The organism is Thalassovita taeanensis (genome assembly GCF_900110775.1).
GTDB classification, from domain to species: Bacteria; Pseudomonadota; Alphaproteobacteria; order Rhodobacterales; family Rhodobacteraceae; genus Litorimicrobium; species Litorimicrobium taeanense.
On sequence record NZ_FOEP01000002.1, the window covers coordinates 170,974 to 186,696 of the forward strand.

At 60.8% G+C, this 15,723-nt stretch carries 17 protein-coding genes; 6 read left to right on the forward strand and 11 right to left on the reverse strand.

The genetic code is table 11. The annotated features are described in order from the left end of the window. Window positions 1-55: 55 nt before the first annotated feature. Window positions 56-1,855: a translation elongation factor 4 gene (lepA, locus tag BSF79_RS03235; RefSeq protein ID WP_090268253.1), complete on the reverse strand. Its 1,800-nt coding sequence runs from the start codon at window positions 1,853-1,855 to the stop codon at window positions 56-58. Window positions 1,856-1,987: 132 nt separating this feature from the next. Then, entirely contained in the window at window positions 1,988-2,395 is a 408-nt protein-coding gene (locus tag BSF79_RS03240) for a universal stress protein (RefSeq protein WP_090268255.1), read from the reverse strand. Window positions 2,396-2,551: 156 nt separating this feature from the next. On the opposite strand from BSF79_RS03240, the gene BSF79_RS03245 reads away from it, so the two are divergent. Continuing rightward, window positions 2,552-2,755: a YgaP family membrane protein gene (locus tag BSF79_RS03245; protein ID WP_090268257.1), complete on the forward strand. Its 204-nt coding sequence runs from the start codon at window positions 2,552-2,554 to the stop codon at window positions 2,753-2,755. Between the two features lie 96 nt (window positions 2,756-2,851). Here the strand turns inward: BSF79_RS03245 and BSF79_RS03250 are convergent, their stop codons facing one another. The 3 genes from BSF79_RS03250 to BSF79_RS03260 all read right to left on the reverse strand — a co-directional run bounded on the left by BSF79_RS03250 (window position 2,852) and on the right by BSF79_RS03260 (window position 4,149). Continuing rightward, on the reverse strand, window positions 2,852-3,058 hold the full coding sequence (locus BSF79_RS03250) for a cold-shock protein (protein ID WP_090268259.1): 207 nt from the start codon (window positions 3,056-3,058) through the stop codon (window positions 2,852-2,854). Window positions 3,059-3,255: 197 nt separating this feature from the next. Further along, window positions 3,256-3,822, reverse strand: a complete 567-nt coding sequence (locus BSF79_RS03255) for a L,D-transpeptidase (protein WP_090268261.1) — start codon at window positions 3,820-3,822, stop codon at window positions 3,256-3,258. A gap of 108 nt (window positions 3,823-3,930) precedes the next feature. Further along, window positions 3,931-4,149: a hypothetical protein gene (locus BSF79_RS03260; RefSeq protein ID WP_090268263.1), complete on the reverse strand. Its 219-nt coding sequence runs from the start codon at window positions 4,147-4,149 to the stop codon at window positions 3,931-3,933. Between the two features lie 214 nt (window positions 4,150-4,363). Here BSF79_RS03260 and BSF79_RS03265 point away from each other — a divergent pair, with 214 nt between their 5' ends. Continuing rightward, window positions 4,364-4,723, forward strand: a complete 360-nt coding sequence (locus BSF79_RS03265; protein WP_090268264.1) for a BrnA antitoxin family protein — start codon at window positions 4,364-4,366, stop codon at window positions 4,721-4,723. A 186-nt stretch (window positions 4,724-4,909) separates the two neighbouring features. On the opposite strand, the gene ettA is transcribed toward BSF79_RS03265, so the two are convergent. Together ettA and BSF79_RS03275 are read right to left on the reverse strand one after the other, a co-directional pair. Continuing rightward, on the reverse strand, window positions 4,910-6,565 hold the full coding sequence (ettA, locus tag BSF79_RS03270) for an energy-dependent translational throttle protein EttA (RefSeq protein ID WP_090268266.1): 1,656 nt from the start codon (window positions 6,563-6,565) through the stop codon (window positions 4,910-4,912). Between the two features lie 82 nt (window positions 6,566-6,647). Further along, window positions 6,648-7,085 carry a PACE efflux transporter gene (locus BSF79_RS03275; RefSeq protein ID WP_090268267.1) on the reverse strand — a complete coding sequence of 146 codons (438 nt, stop codon included), beginning with the start codon at window positions 7,083-7,085 and terminating at the stop codon, window positions 6,648-6,650. Between the two features lie 200 nt (window positions 7,086-7,285). Between BSF79_RS03275 and BSF79_RS03280 the strand changes: the two genes are divergently transcribed. Continuing rightward, window positions 7,286-7,885: a nicotinate-nucleotide adenylyltransferase gene (locus tag BSF79_RS03280; RefSeq protein ID WP_090268269.1), complete on the forward strand. Its 600-nt coding sequence runs from the start codon at window positions 7,286-7,288 to the stop codon at window positions 7,883-7,885. Window positions 7,886-7,951: 66 nt separating this feature from the next. Continuing rightward, window positions 7,952-9,442, forward strand: coding sequence for a D-alanyl-D-alanine carboxypeptidase/D-alanyl-D-alanine endopeptidase (gene dacB, locus BSF79_RS03285; protein ID WP_090268270.1), 1,491 nt, complete (start codon window positions 7,952-7,954; stop codon window positions 9,440-9,442). 84 nt (window positions 9,443-9,526) lie between these two features. On the opposite strand, the gene BSF79_RS20185 is transcribed toward dacB, so the two are convergent. From BSF79_RS20185 to BSF79_RS03295, 3 genes are all read right to left on the reverse strand, one after another. Next, window positions 9,527-9,655 carry a hypothetical protein gene (locus BSF79_RS20185; protein WP_281248623.1) on the reverse strand — a complete coding sequence of 43 codons (129 nt, stop codon included), beginning with the start codon at window positions 9,653-9,655 and terminating at the stop codon, window positions 9,527-9,529. A 119-nt stretch (window positions 9,656-9,774) separates the two neighbouring features. Next, window positions 9,775-10,164 (reverse strand): L,D-transpeptidase, encoded by a 390-nt coding sequence (locus BSF79_RS03290; RefSeq protein ID WP_245776303.1) that lies wholly within the window; start codon window positions 10,162-10,164, stop codon window positions 9,775-9,777. Window positions 10,165-10,196: 32 nt separating this feature from the next. Beyond that, window positions 10,197-10,640 carry a tellurite resistance TerB family protein gene (locus tag BSF79_RS03295; RefSeq protein ID WP_090268272.1) on the reverse strand — a complete coding sequence of 148 codons (444 nt, stop codon included), beginning with the start codon at window positions 10,638-10,640 and terminating at the stop codon, window positions 10,197-10,199. 120 nt (window positions 10,641-10,760) lie between these two features. Here BSF79_RS03295 and BSF79_RS03300 point away from each other — a divergent pair, with 120 nt between their 5' ends. Beyond that, window positions 10,761-12,335, forward strand: coding sequence for a lysine--tRNA ligase (locus BSF79_RS03300; protein WP_090268274.1), 1,575 nt, complete (start codon window positions 10,761-10,763; stop codon window positions 12,333-12,335). A 46-nt stretch (window positions 12,336-12,381) separates the two neighbouring features. Here BSF79_RS03300 and BSF79_RS03305 read toward each other — a convergent pair whose 3' ends face one another. Next, window positions 12,382-13,194: a CHAD domain-containing protein gene (locus BSF79_RS03305; protein WP_175545246.1), complete on the reverse strand. Its 813-nt coding sequence runs from the start codon at window positions 13,192-13,194 to the stop codon at window positions 12,382-12,384. 217 nt (window positions 13,195-13,411) lie between these two features. Here BSF79_RS03305 and BSF79_RS03310 point away from each other — a divergent pair, with 217 nt between their 5' ends. Then, complete coding sequence (locus tag BSF79_RS03310) at window positions 13,412-15,700, forward strand: glycosyl hydrolase family 28-related protein (RefSeq protein WP_090268278.1); 2,289 nt, start codon at window positions 13,412-13,414, stop codon at window positions 15,698-15,700. Window positions 15,701-15,723 lie beyond the last annotated feature (23 nt).

The following is a 15,723-nucleotide window of genomic DNA, read 5'->3' on the forward strand; positions in this document are numbered from 1 at the left end:
AGAAAGTGTGAAACGGCCCGTTGGATTAAGGCGGGCCGTTCAGGACATTTCTGCGTCAGTCATCCATCTTGAGCGCCGAGATAAACGCCTCTTGCGGAATGTCGACTTTGCCGAACTGGCGCATCTTCTTTTTACCGGCTTTTTGCTTGTCCAACAGCTTGCGCTTACGGCTCATGTCACCGCCATAGCATTTGGCTGTCACATCCTTGCGCAGGGCGGCTAGGGTTTCGCGGGCGATAACTTTGCCCCCGATGGCGGCCTGAATCGGGATTTTGAACATGTGGCGCGGGATCAGGTCCTTGAGCTTTTCGACCATTGCGCGACCGCGCAGGTCGGCCCGGTCGCGGTGGACCATGGTCGAAAGCGCGTCGACGGGTTCATCGTTGACCAGGATCTGCATCTTGACCAGATGATCCTGCCGGTAGCCCATCAATTGATAGTCAAACGACGCATAGCCTTTGGTCACGCTTTTAAGCCTGTCGTAGAAATCGAAGACAACCTCGTTGAGCGGAAGGTCATAGACAACCATCGCGCGGGCACCGGCATAGGTCAGATCCTCTTGGATGCCACGACGGTCCTGGCAAAGCTTGAGCACATCGCCGAGATATTCATCAGGGACAAGGATCGTGGCCTTGATCCGCGGCTCTTCCAGATGATCCACGATCGACAAGTCAGGCATGTCCGCGGGGTTGTGCAGCTCGATCATCGATCCGTCGCGCATGTAAACGTGATAGATCACGCTGGGCGCGGTGGTGATCAGCTCGATGTTGTATTCGCGCTCGATCCGGTCGCGGATGACCTCAAGGTGCAACAGACCAAGGAAACCGCAGCGGAAGCCAAAGCCCAGAGCGGCGGAGGTTTCCATTTCATAGGAAAACGAGGCGTCGTTCAGGGCCAGCTTCTCGATCGCGTCGCGCAGATCTTCGAATTCGGCGCTGTCGACGGGGAAGAGGCCACAGAAGACCACCGGCTGGCTGGGCTTGAAGCCCGGCAGCGGAGTGTCAGTGCCTTTTTTCTCGTGCGTGATGGTATCGCCGACACGGGTGTCACGTACCTGTTTGATCTGTGCGGTGATAAAACCAATCTCGCCGGGACCCAAGCTCTCAACCGGCTGCATCGCGGGGCGGAAAACGCCGATCCGGTCGATCAGGTGGATTGAGCTGTTCTGCATCATCTTGATGCGGTCGCCCTTTTTCAACGTGCCGTCCATGATGCGCACAAGAACCACAACGCCGAGATAGCTGTCATACCAGCTGTCCACCAGCATCGCCTTGAGCGGCGCCGTGGCGTCGCCCTTGGGCGCGGGCAGGTGCTTGACGATCGCTTCGAGGGTCTCGTGGATGCCGATGCCGGTTTTGGCCGACACACGGATGGCATTCGAGGCGTCGATCCCGATCACATCCTCGATCTGTTCCGCCACGCGATCGCAATCGGCGGCAGGCAGGTCGATCTTGTTGAGAACGGGGACAATTTCGTGCCCCGCATCAATCGCCTGATAGACGTTGGCCAGTGTCTGCGCCTCGACGCCCTGCGTGCTGTCAACGACCAGCAACGAGCCTTCGACCGCGCGCATGGAGCGAGAGACCTCATAGGCGAAGTCGACGTGACCGGGGGTGTCGATCAAGTTGAGCACATAGGCCTCGCCATTGTCGGCGGTATAGTCGATGCGCACGGTGTTGGCTTTGATCGTAATGCCCCGCTCGCGTTCGATATCCATGCTGTCAAGCAGCTGTGCCTTCATATCGCGTTCGGCCACCGTGTTGGTGGATTGGATCAGCCGGTCGGCCAGGGTGGATTTCCCGTGGTCGATATGGGCAACGATGGAGAAATTGCGGATGTGAGCGAGGTCTGTCATGCAGCGGGATATGATCTGGAATCAACGCTTGGTCAAGGTGGCTTAACCGATCAGGCGCAAGGCGACAGGCGCATCGCCCGCAAGGCGGCGATGCGCAGGGGTTTGAAGCGTGGTCGCGTAGGTACGTGACCGTCAGCGCAGCACATGCACCGCGCATTTGGCGTGGCGAACCACCTGTGTGGCCGTACTGCCCAGCAACAGATCCTGCATTTCAGGACGATGCGAGGCGATGACAATACAGTCGTTTTCGTGCTCCTCGGCCCAGTCCAGAAGCGTGCGACCGGCATGCCCCTCGATCACAACAGCTGTTGCGTTTGACAAGCCCTCGCCGATCCGCGCCAGCTCGGCCTCGATCGCGATGCGGGCCTCCTCCAGATAGCCTTGCGTCATATAGGAGATCGCATAGGCGGGGATATGCTCCATGACGTGGATCAGGGTGATCTGCGCCCCGTCATTGGCCAAAGCCTGTGCGACACTGGTCGCGCCGGATATGTCATGGCCCGTTTCGAACGAGATTGGCACCAGAATATTGTCATACATTGCGGATCCTCCTGCTTGAGACGGTTCACTATGGCCAGCCTTCGCAGAGGTCGCCTTGATACAGGTCAGTCCGAGGAAACCTATTGTATTCGACTTATGGAATGTTTAAATTGATTTGAAAGCGGGCATACCGCCCCACTGCAAAGGAAACCTGACATGACCCTTGATCGTTCGATTTTTCTGTTTGCCGGCATCATGGTGCTGGTGAGCGTCGCCCTGACCCAGTGGGTTTCGGGCTATTTCGTCTGGCTTACCGTTTTCATCGGCGCGAACCTGATGCAAAGCGCGCTCACCGGTGCCTGCCCTGCTGCGTTTGTATTCAAAAAGCTGGGCGTCAAAAGCGGCTGCGCGTTCCAGTAATCTGGCGCGTTGGCTTCTCAAGCTAAAGGCTGAGACATAAAAAAAGGGCGCGCAATTTCTTGCGCGCCCTTTTCTGACCCCGAAGGATCGTGTGGCTTATGCCAGCGACAGGTTGATCGCCGACTCACGGCCGTCACGGCCGGATTCGATGTCAAAAGTCACTTTTTGGTTGTCTGCCAGGCCGGTCAGGCCCGAACGCTCAACAGCCGAGATGTGCACGAACACGTCTTTGCTGCCGCCATCGGGTGCAATGAAGCCGAAGCCTTTAGTAGTGTTAAACCATTTTACGGTGCCAGTAGCCATTCCGTAGTCTCCTAGTGTATTATGTTGCCCGCGTCGTGCGGCAACCCGGCAAAGTCGGTCTGGATCGAAGACTGAAGCCGGTAAGCGGGAGACAGTAGGTCGAAAAAGAATAACGTTAGCCAGCTCCATATGCCAGAGGCCCAGCGGCTTGGCAAATGAATTCGCAGGCATTCGGCGCTTTTACGCTGGGTTCCAGATCACAACACGGTGACGGTCGTTCCGACCGGGACGCGGTTATAAAGGTCGATCACGTGTTCGTTGATCATGCGGATACAACCGTTGGAAACCGAGCGCCCGATGGACTGCGGCTGCGTCGTTCCGTGGATGCGGAAATAGGTGTCGCGCCCGCCCTGAAACAGATAAAGTGCGCGCGCGCCCAATGGGTTAGACGGCCCGCCGGGTTCGACATAGTCATTGCCTTTGAACTTACCGTAGGTGCCGGGATCGCGTTCGATCATCTCGTTGGTGGGGCGCCAGGTGGGCCATTCCTTCTTGACTTGGATGACCGCGTCGCCGGTGAACTCCAGACCAGCCTTGCCGACACCCACGCCATAGCGGATCGCCTTGTGGGGTTCCGTAACGAAATAGAGGAAGTGCGCACGCGGCAGGATCAGAATCTGTCCCGGCGCATAGCCCGCCTTGATGCGCACGGCTTGCGGTTCGAAAACCGGGTCGAGCTGAAAGGTGGGTTTCTTGGTCTGAGCGGCGGCCGGAAGGGCCGAGGCAGCCAAAGCGGTGGTCAGAAGCGTGCGGCGATTCATCATGGGACACTCTTTGGGTTCAGTTTGCTCTGGCCTTAGAGTGTGGCGCACGGGGCGAAAAAATCAATCTTTTCCGAGGGAAAATGCGCCAAAGGTAGGGAAAACCGGACCCTATACGTCGGCCTTGACGCGCTGCACCGGCAGGGTTTGCGCCAAGCGGTAAAGGCTGATGCTGATGGCCAGAACCGCAATCGGGAAGCACACAGACAAGGTCAGGTAAAACCCGAGGGCCTGCCAGAATGAGTAGTCTTGAAACAGCAGACCGATGGCGGCACCGACAAGGCCAACAAGGCCGCCGAGACTTCCGACGATGATACAGATAAGAGCCATTCTGAGCCTTTCCCCTTCGGTGTGGAAGGTGCCGTGGTGCTTTGCGGTCCAGATGACAGGGGAAATGGGGCGGAAATAGGGCAAGCTTATGGTCTGTCTTGGGGCATGCGGTTTTACGTCGGTATCGCGTCGGTATTGCGTCGGTGCGGGCGGGCGGTGAGTTTGGGGCGGATTAACCTTTGGCGCGCAGGCTTGGCGGGCAGAAGGAGGCACCATGGCGAGCAAGGCAAAGACCAAGACCGAGCGCATCGCGCAGGAACGGCTGTTGCAGCATATGATCGAGCTGAGCCACGAAGGATGGTTGGCAACCACGCTGCGCGAAGAGATCCCGGAGGCCTGGCACACGCTGGAGGCGGACGTGGATGTGGAGGAACCCAAGGAGAAGGTAACGCTGTATCTGGACCGCTCGGTGGCGCGGTTTTACCGGGCGATGGGCAAAGGATATCACGCCCGGATCAACCGGCTGCTGGGAAGCTGGGCGCAGATGAAGATCGCGGGCGAGATTGCGCGCGAAGCATATTTGGTGAAGCGGATGGAGGAAGCCGGGGCGCGGTCGGAGCAGGACGGGCGGTAATGCCGTCTTTGCCGATGCGTAGCGGGTCGAGTGCACAACGTCGGGGGCATGCCAAAGGATGGCCGGTCCCACGCGCCTGTGGGGCATGTCTTTCTGTGCGGTCGCTTTGGCCGGGAGGGCGGGGTTTACCCCGCCGCCGCTGGCCTGAAGTGAGGGTGGTGTGGCGGGGGGTGCCCCCCGCCCAGCTCAGCGTGTGAACTTTTTGTATTTGATCCGCTTGGGTTCCATCGCATCGGGGCCAAGGCGGCGCTTTTTGTCTTCTTCATAGTCGGCGAAGTTGCCTTCGAACCATTCCACATGGGCGTCGCCCTCGAAGGCGAGCATATGGGTACAGATCCGGTCGAGGAAGAAACGGTCGTGCGAGATGACCACGGCGCAGCCGGCGAAATCCACCAACGCATCTTCCAATGCGCGCAGGGTTTCCACGTCGAGGTCGTTGGTCGGTTCATCGAGGAGCAGCACGTTGCCGCCCGAGCGCAACAGGCGTGCCATGTGGACGCGGTTGCGTTCACCGCCCGACAGCAGCCCGACTTTCTTCTGCTGATCGCCGCCTTTGAAGTTGAAGGCCGAGCAATAGGCGCGGGCGTTGACCTCGGCGTCGCCGAGTTTGATGATGTCCTGACCGTCGGCGATTGCCTCCCACACATTTTCGTTGGGGTCGAGGGCGTCGCGATTCTGATCGACGTAGCTGAGCTTGACGGTATCGCCGTATTCAACGGTGCCTTCGTCGGGCTGTTCCTGTCCAGTGAGCATACGGAACAGCGTGGTTTTACCGGCGCCGTTGGGACCGATCACGCCGACGATGCCGCCGGGGGGCAGCGAGAAATCGAGGTTCTCGATCAGGAGTTTGTCACCCATGGCTTTCTTGAGGCCGCGCACTTCGATCACCTTGTCGCCAAGGCGCGGGCCGTTGGGGATGACGATCTGGGCGTGGGCCAGCTTTTCGCGCTCGGACTGGTTGGCCATCTCGTTATAGGATTTGATCCGGGCCTTGGATTTGGCCTGCCGGGCTTTGGCACCCTGCCGCATCCATTCGAGTTCGCGCTGAAGCGTTTGCTGTTTTGACTTATCCTCGCGGGATTCCTGCATCAGGCGCTTGGCCTTTTGTTCCAGCCAGGCAGAGTAGTTGCCTTCGCAGGGGATGCCGCGGCCACGGTCAAGTTCGAGGATCCAGCTGGTGATATCATCAAGGAAATAGCGGTCGTGGGTGACGATCAGGATGGTGCCGGGATAAGCGATCAGGTGCTGTTGCAGCCAAGCGATGGTTTCGGCGTCGAGGTGGTTGGTCGGTTCGTCAAGCAGCAGCATTTCGGGCTGTTCGAGCAGCAGTTTGCACAGCGCGACGCGGCGTTTTTCACCGCCCGAAAGCGTGGTGACATCGGCATCGTCGGGCGGGCAGCGCAGGGCTTCGAGCGAGATGTCGACCTGGCTGTCGAGGTCCCACAGGTTCTGGGCGTCGATCTCGTCTTGCAGCTTGCCCATTTCCTCGGCGGTTTCGTCCGAGTAGTTCATCGCCAGGTCGTTGTAGCGATCGAGGATCGCCTTTTTGCCAGCGACGCCCAGCATCACGTTCCCGCGCACATCAAGGCTTGGGTCGAGTTCGGGTTCCTGCGGCAGATAGCCGACGCGGGCGCCTTCGGCGGCCCAGGCTTCGCCCTGAAAATCCTTGTCGAGGCCGGCCATGATTTTCAGCAGGGTCGATTTACCCGAGCCGTTGACACCGACCACGCCGATTTTGACGCCGGGCAGGAAATTGAGGTGGATGTTCTCGAAGCATTTCTTGCCGCCCGGATAGGTCTTGGAGACGTCGGCCATGTGATAGACGTATTGATAGGATGCCATTGGGGATGCTCCTTGGGTGTGCATGTGTTGCGGCCGGTGATAACCGAGCGCTGCGGCGGGGGCAATGCGGGGTTTGCGGGAGCTAGATCTGGCTGGGTGCGGCGCGCGGCGGCGGGACCGGAAAAATCAGGTCATAGGCCCAGTTAAAACCCAGCGCAAAGATCAGGTAGAACAGCGAAAATGACACATCCATCACGAAGGCCTGCATCAGGCTGACGCCGAGGTGCCAGGCGATGAAGGGCATCAGCACGGTCAGAAGCCCGGCCTCGAACAGGACGGCGTGGGCGAGGCGAAGCATGGGGGTTTTGCGCAGGTGCCCGACAAGCCGAAGCATCGCGTGGTCGAACAGCAGGTTATAGAGATAGTTCCAGAGCATGGCGATGGTCGCGCTGACAACACTGACGACACCCATGTCGTGCAGCGGCATATCATAGAGCCAAGCCCCGAGCGGTGCGACAAGTAGGAGGCCGGTCACCTCGAAGCTGAGGGCGTGGCGGATACGGTCGGCAGTGTTGCGCATGGCGTCCCATTTTTCGCCGGGTCGTCCCGAATATCTATCCCGAATTGGGGGAGGTGGTCCTCGCTTGAGGGCACGATAGGGCCGGAATTTGGCACAATGCAAGGGGGCTGTGGCGGCGTGGCGGGCAGGTGCGGGGCGGCTGATTGATTGACAAACCCCCTGCCCCACAAGACAACTGCGTGGTTTGGCGGAGGAAACGGGTGCGGAACGGGTTGCCATATGTGCGGGCGGGTCAGGTCATTGGCCTGTTGGGAGGGTCGTTTGACCCGGCCCACGAGGGGCACGCGCATATCACGCGCGAGGCATTGCGGCGGTTTGGGCTGGATCAGGTGTGGTGGCTGGTCAGCCCCGGCAACCCGCTGAAAGCACGCGGGCCGGTAGAGATGGACAAGCGGATGGCGCGGGCGCGCCACGTGATGCGCCACCCACGGGTCAAGGTCACGGATTTCGAGGCGCGGATCGGCACGCGGTACACCGCCGAGACGATTGCGGCGCTGCAACATGCCTGTCCGGGGGTTCGGTTTGTCTGGTTGATGGGCGCGGACAATCTGGCGCAGTTCGATCAGTGGCAGGACTGGCAGGAGATCATGCAGCGGGTGCCGGTGGGCGTTCTGGCGCGGCCCGGCAAGCGGATCTCGGCCAAATCATCGAAGGCAGCACGGATTTACCGACAGGCACAACTGCCGGGACGGCGCAGCCAGCTTTTGGGGCGTGCGCAGGCCCCGGCGTGGTGCTTTGTGAATGTGCCGATGGTCAATGTGTCCTCGACCATGATCCGGGCGCGCGGCGATTGGGGTTGATGCGGCATCACGGCGCGTAAACTGTGCTTGCCGGGCGGACGCGGCTGAGGTTAATTTTACCGCATCATGGTTCAAGCATTTTCGAGACGTTTTTTTCTGGGCGGCGTGGCGGCTTTGATCGCGGGGCCGGGTTTGGCGCAGCCTCCGGCGGTGTCGCTGCGGCCGCATCTGCGGCCCAAGGCGCTGCACAAGCTGGCGGTGACCGGCAGCGAAGCTTTGGTCGCCGACGCGGGACTGAGCGGCAAGGTGGCCTTTGCCGTGGCGGATGTGACCAGCGGGCTGGTTCTGGAAACGCGCGAAGCCGCGGTCGGCCTGCCACCGGCCAGTGTGACCAAGACGGTAACCGCGCTGTATGCGCTGGACCGGCTGGGGCCTGCGCATCGGTTTCGCACACGGTTGATTGCGGCGGGGCCGGTGCAGAACGGGATACTGCAGGGCGATCTGGTGCTGGCGGGGGGCGGTGATCCGACGCTGGACACCGATGCGCTGGCCGAAATGGCGGCAAAGCTGAAGGCGGCAGGGTTGCGCGAGGTGCGCGGCAAGTTTCTGGTCTGGGGCGGCGCGCTGCCATATGCCCGCCAGATCGACGCCGATCAGCCCGATCATGTGGGATATAATCCGGCGGTGTCGGGGCTGGCGCTGAATTTCAACAGGGTGCATTTCGAGTGGCGCCGGGCCGGGGCGGGCTGGGGCGTGAGCATGGATGCGCGCACCGCACGGTATCGGCCCGAGGTCGAGGTGGCCAGCATGGCGATCATGGCGCGCGAGGTGCCGGTTTATACCTATCGCGCGCAGGCCGGGAATGACCGCTGGACCGTGGCCAGCGGGGCGCTTGGCAACGGCGGCGCGCGGTGGTTGCCGGTGCGCAACCCCGATAAATACGCAGCCGAGGTGTTTCGCACATTCGCACGGGCGCAGGGCATTGTTCTGAAGCCCGAGGCGGTGGTGGCCGCCCTGCCCGCCGGAACCACGTTGGTAACGCAGGAAAGCGAGCCCCTGCGCGAGATATTGCGCGGGATGCTGAAGCATTCGACCAATCTGACAGCGGAAATGGTGGGATTGGCGGCCAGTCAGGCGCAGGGGGGGCGTGTGGCCTCGATCCGGGCGTCGGCCAGTGCCATGAGCCGCTGGGCGAACCAGACCTTGGGCATGACCGGCGCGCGGCTGGTGGATCATTCGGGGCTGGGCGAGGCATCCGAGCTGCGGGCGGGGGATTTGGTCAAGGCCCTGGTGGCGGCGCAGAAGTCAGGTGTGCTGAAGCCCTTGCTGAAGGATATCACCCTGCGCAACGCCAAGGGCCAGCCGAATCGGGCGCATCCGCTGAAAGTGAAGGCCAAGACCGGGACGCTGAATTTTGTCAGCGCGCTGGCGGGGTATCTGACGGCCACCGACGGCACCGAAATGGCCTTTGCCATTTTCACCGCCGACGAACCGCGCCGGGCGAAGATACCGCGCGCCGAGCGCGAGCGGCCCAGGGGCGCACGCACGTGGAACGGCCGCTCGAAACGGTTGCAGCAAAAGCTGCTGGAGCGGTGGGGTGTGCTGTACGGCAGCTGAGGACGCGACAGGCAACAAGGCGCGCCGCAGCGCACCTTGTCTGTGTATGTCCGCGAGCGGATGCTCGGCCCAATGCCGTCGGTTTCAGGGCCTTATCGAGGTAAGCTGCGTCTTGGCGGCGTTGGACATATTCCGGTCAGAGGCCGCAACCCCGATGATCGGAATGAGGAAGATCAGCGCGAGGCTGAGGGCAACAAAATAGCTGCGTTTCATGGTGTACCTAAAATTGGTTGTGTCGAATTATCTGTTAATCATGGCACAGCTTCGGGCGATCTCAAACGGCTTTTCGGCTCGGGGGGATCACATTGGCGGGAACATGCCAGCGGGGCGGATCAGGGCTGTATCACCACATGGGTGTTGGGCAGGCCGACCTGTTGGGCGAAGGCGAACAGGATCTGCGCATTCTCGGGGTGCAGGCGGATGCAGCCCGACGAGGCCGGGGTGCCAAGTCGGCTGACCTCGGTCGTGCCGTGGATGGCGTAATTGCCATAAAAGAAGATCGAAAACGGCATCGGAGCGTGATGGTAGAGGCTTGAGTAGTGGTCACGCGACAGGAATTGCGCGGTGAAATTGCCCACGGGGGTCACCTTGCCGAACCGCGCGGTGGACACCGGCCAGACATAGAGCGGCTGACCATCAAGGCTGACGGTCATGAGTTGGTCCGACAGATCCACGCGCGCTTCGATCTGCGCTGCCGTGGCGGCGGAGGTCAGCAGCGCCAATGCGGCGCAGGCATATCGGAAAACGTGCAAGCCTAGGCTGACAGGTGCCGCGCACGCGAGCCGCGTTCGATTGCGGCGGCGTGCAGGCGGTCGATGTTCAGCTCGTAGCGGATCTCTTCGAGGAGGCGCAATTCAGGTTCGAAGATCTGACCGTCGGCGGCGGCAACATCGCAGGCCAGCGCATAGGCGGTTTCATTCAGACGCTCAGGCAGGTTTTCGCGGATCAGGCCAAAGAGGGCATCAAGGCCGTCCTCTTCGCCGAACAGGTCGAACACGGTCTGGGCCATCGTGTTCATCCGGTCGATATCGTAATTGGCAAAAACCGGCAGGTGGTTAACCGCGTTCTGGATCTTGACCAGTTCGGCGGTGCGGATGTTTTCATCCGAGGCCGAGATGGCGATCATCAGCGCAACAAGGCAGTCCTGCGGGCTGAGCGAGTGCGGCAGCTGATCGGAAGTATCGGTCTGGCCAGTCATGGAGCGCCTTTCTGGGACGGGGGTGTTGCAGTGCAGAATATTGACTGGACGGGGCAGTCGCAATAGGTAGCGTCGGTCTGCCGCGCATGGGGCGCGGAGGCCCCGCACTGGAGAATACCCATGTCTGAATTGCGCGACGCCGCCCTTGTGTCAAAAGCCTGGCCCTTTGAAGAGGCGCGCAAGCTGGTCAAACGCTATGAAAAGAAGGCCCCCGAGAAGGGTTATGTTCTTTTCGAGACCGGATATGGCCCAAGCGGATTGCCGCATATCGGCACCTTTGGCGAGGTCGCACGCACAACCATGATCCGGCGGGCGTTCGAGCTGATTTCCGACATTCCGACGCGGTTGATCTGTTTTTCCGACGATGTGGACGGCATGCGTAAGGTGCCGGACAATGTGCCGCAGCAGGAAATGTTGCACGAAAACCTGCAACGCCCGCTGACCAGCGTGCCCGATCCGTTCGGCGAATACGACAGTTTTGGCGCCCATAACAACGCCATGCTGCGGCGGTTTCTGGACACCTTCGGGTTTGAATACGAATTCATCAGCGCCACGGAATTTTACAAATCCGGTCAGTTTGACGAGGTGCTGTTGCGCGCGGTCGACCGCTATGACGCGGTGATGAAGGTGATGCTGAAAAGCCTGCGTGAAGAGCGGCGGCAGACCTATTCGATTTTCCTGCCGATCCATCCCGAAACCGGGCGAGTGATGTATGTGCCGATGAAGCAGGTGAATGCCAAGGATGGCACGATCACCTTTGATGACGAGAATGGGCGCGAGTGGACGCTGCCGGTGACCGGTGGGCAGGTCAAGCTGCAATGGAAGCCGGATTTCGGCGCGCGTTGGGCGGCTTTGGGCGTGGATTTCGAGATGTACGGAAAGGATCATTCGACGAATACGCCGATCTATGATTCGATCTGCGAAATTCTGGGCGGCAAGAAGCCCGAGCATTTCACCTATGAGCTGTTTCTGGACGAGAACGGCGAAAAAATTTCGAAATCAAAAGGCAATGGCCTGACGATTGACGAGTGGCTGACCTATGCCAGTGCCGAGAGCCTGTCATATTTCATGTATCAAAAGCCAAAGACCGCCAAGCGGATGCATTTCGATGTGATCCCCAAGGCGATGGACGAATATCATCAGCAGCTGCGGGCCTATCCGGGGCAGGATGCGGCGCAGAAGGTGAACAACCCGGTCTGGCATATTCACGGCGGCGACGTGCCCGAAAGCCGGATGGTGGTGCCGTTCAGCATGTTGCTGAATCTGGCGTCGGTGTCGGCGGCGGAAGAAAAGAGCAAAATGTGGGGCTTTATCCAGCGCTATGCCCCCGAGGCCAGCCCCGAGACCCATCCCGATCTGGATCAGGCGGCGGGTTTTGCGGTGCGGTACTACAACGATTTCGTGAAGCCGCAGAAGGTATTCCGCGCGCCCAGCGATCTGGAACGCGAGGCGTTGACCGAACTGCGCGCCAAGCTGGCGGAATGGGACGGCGGATTGGACGGCGAAGAGTTGCAGGGGCTGGTGTTCAGCGTCGGGCGCGAGCGGTTTGACCCGATGCGCGACTGGTTCAAGGCGCTGTACGAGGTGCTGCTGGGTGCAAGCCAGGGCCCGCGGTTTGGCGGGTTCATCGCGCTGTATGGCGTCGAGGAAACCATCGCGCTGATCGACAGGGCGCTGGCGGGTGAGCTGATTTAAGCAAACAGGTTGCCTGCCCCCTTTCCTGAGGGAGGGGGGGCAGGTCTTAGGCTTCGCTGCGCCAGATCTGCCACCATGCAACCCAGCGGTCGGCAAGCGCCGTGGACGGGTCGGCGGAAAACCGGCGGCCAAGTGCGAAGACCTGCGTTTCGATCTGGGCCTGCCGGTGGTGCGCGCGTTTATCAAGCTTTGCCGCATCTTTGCCTGACAGCTTCTGCCGGTAGACGGCAAGATCGTGATATTCTCCGAGTGCCAGTTCCAGCTGTTTGGATTGGTCGCGCCGCGCGCGCAGCGGGCCGGGCCAGATCGCTTGCAGCAAGCGGGCGTGATACCATTGATATTTCGCCCATTTGCGCCATTCATGCATCGTGGTGGTATCGGGCGATTTGCGCGCGGCACGAAAGGCGCGATCGGCGTGGGCGGCGGTGTGAGCCAGCCCCTTGTGCAGGATTTCGGCGTCGTCACCACGCAGTTTCCAGTTTTGAGATCGGCCGCGCAGGGCCTGAAACCCCTCGCGCAGGCTGTCGGGGAAGGGGCTGTGGGTCGGCGCCGTGGCGGCGGCCTGATCCGACAGTGCGGCGTGAGTGGCGCCCAGAACGGCGCGGTCACGGCGTTGGGCCAGCAGCCGCGCCAGATCGCGGATCGCGGTATCTTCGGCTTTGAACTCGGACAGCCCGGCGCGGGTCAGGCGCAGCAATCCGCGCAGTTTCTTGCAGCGTTTGCGCAGGCTGTGGACGGTTTCATCGGGGTCGGCATCGGTCTGTGCGATCTCGGACAGGGCGGTGTCGATCTGTTCGGCGGCGATGCGGCGCAGGGCGGCCTGAAGGTTTCGGTCCTTGTGGGTCAGTCTGTAGGTCATGGCCAGAGCGCCTTTTTCATCGCGTGATTTACAGATAGGCGCGCGGGTCGGCGCTGTGAAGAGGTCGGGCACCGTCACGGTGGTCTCAGGCGCTGTTAACGCAGCGTTGATATTTCCCTTTCCCATCCGGGCGCTGCCCCGGTCGTGCACAGATGACCGCCGCCGATCCCTGCCCTGTTGTGGTCAGGGTCCGGGCGGCTCTTGGAAAGGATATGGAATGAACAAGGCGATTACCGACGGGGTGGTGTTTATGCCCACCGCCTTTGAATTCGGGCTGGATGTCTGGTCGAGCGGCGACGGCACGCCCGGCTCTGATACCTATGACGGTGCAGTCAATGCCGCCTATGTTCCAGCGGATCAGGATTTCTCGGGGTGTTTGGAGATCCAGAAGACAGCCAGCACCCAGCAGCTGAGGTATATGGGCGAAACGCCGATCCTGCCGGGGTGTTACCTGCGGATCACCGCGCGGGTAAAGGCGATCAGCGGCAACTTGCCCTCGGTCCGGATCGCGGGCTGGGCCGGGACGGCCAGCGATGCGCATGTCAGTGGCCTGCCCGAGGTCGGGCCAAGTGTGACGCTGAGCAGCTATGGTCAGGTGGTCGAGGTGAGCGCGATTGTCGGGTCCGGTGATCGCAGCGGCGTGGATATGGTGTGGGGCAACGCGCCTGCATATGGCCACTTCGGGCTGGATCTGACCGGCAGCAATGGCGGTGTGGTGCGGATCGACGACATCGTGATCGAGGATGTCACCGACGTGTTCCTGCGCGACCTGATGAACTGGGTCGACGTGCGCGATTACGGCGCTGTGGGCAACGGGGTGACAGACGATTCCGCCGCGTTTGCCGCCGCCGACGAGGCCGCCAACGGGCGGCGGGTTCTGGTGTCCGCCGGGCATTATTATCTGGGCGACAGCGTGACCTTTGAAAACCGGGTGCAGTTCGAGGGCACGGTGACGATGCCTGACAACATGCTGTTGTCGCTGACCAAGGATTTCGATCTGCCGACCTATATTGATGCGTTTGGCAACGAGGAGCTGGCCTTTCGCAAGGCGTTTCAGTCGTTGCTGAACAACTCGGATCATGAATCGCTGGATCTGGGCGGGCGGCGGATCAGCGTGAACGGCCCGATCGACATGCAGGCCGCCGTTTCCAACCGGACCGAGTTTGCCCAGCGTCGCCACATCCGCAACGGGCAGTTTTATTGCCAGGAAGACAGTGCGTGGGACACCGAGGTTTTCACCTCGACCGCGAGCTATAGCACCTCGTCGGCGGATCGCCTGACGAATGTGGCGAATGTGGCGAATATTCCGATTGGGGCGCTGGTCACCGGCAACGGTGTGGGCCGCGAGGTTTATGTGCGCGACAAGAACGTGGCGACGCAGGAAATCACCCTGTCGATGCCGCTGTTTGATGCGGTGGGGACGCAGAATTATACCTTCACCCGCCACAAGTACATTCTGGATTTCAGCGGCTTCGGCAAGCTGTCGAAATTCTCGATGTCGGATATCGAGTTTCAGTGCAACGGACGGGCCAGCGCGATCATGCTGCCGCCTTCGGGGTTGATCTTTCACCTCAAGGATTGCTTTTTCACGCGGCCCAGAGATCGCGGGGTGACCAGCATTGGCCAAGGCTGTCAGGGAATGCTGATCGACCGCTGCCAGTTTCTGTCCAATCAAACCGCGATGCGGGCGCAGGACCGCACGGCAATCGCGCTGAACGCGAATTCGAACGACGTCAAGCTGCGCGACAACCGGATCACACAATTCCGCCACTTCGCCATTCTGGGCGGCACCAGTTCGATCATCACCGGCAATCACTGGTTTCAGGGCGATGACGAGAACGAAGGCATTCGCTCGGCCGGTCTGGTGCTGACCAGCACCCACAACCGCGCCACGATTGCGGGCAACTATATCGACAACTGTTCGATCGAGTGGTCGAACGAGCATGATCACGAACCGGAGTTCAACAGCGAGTATTCCTTCAGCGCGCTGAACATCGCCGACAATATCTTTCAGGCGATCGGCACGGTGCCGTGGTTCCGGTTCATCGTAATCAAACCGCATGGTGCGGGGCATTTCATCAGCGGGTTGAATGTGACCGGCAATATTTTCCGCTCGATCCATGGGGATCTTGACCGGGTGGACCACGTGGACACCTCCTATGCCAATCTGGATTTCAGCCGGATGCGCAACATCATCGTGCAGGGCAATATGTTCAACGCGATCATACAGGGGATCTCGAATCCCGTGATCCTGAGGCATTCGCAGGCCAGCGTGGCGGAGACCTGGACCGTGGATTGCGAAGGACCGCTGCTGTTTGGCGGCTATGCGCAGAATGTCGATGCGGTGGTGGCGCGGTCGAAGATCAAGAACGGGTCGAATGTGGCGCGCTATGACATGCCGTATGTTGCGGCAGAACAGGGGGCGAACCGTGATCAGGTGCAGTTGAACTGGCCCGAGCCGCTGAGCGGTGATGTCAGCGTGACCGTGCGGATGGACAACGTATAGGGCACAGGATCGGGCACCGGCGG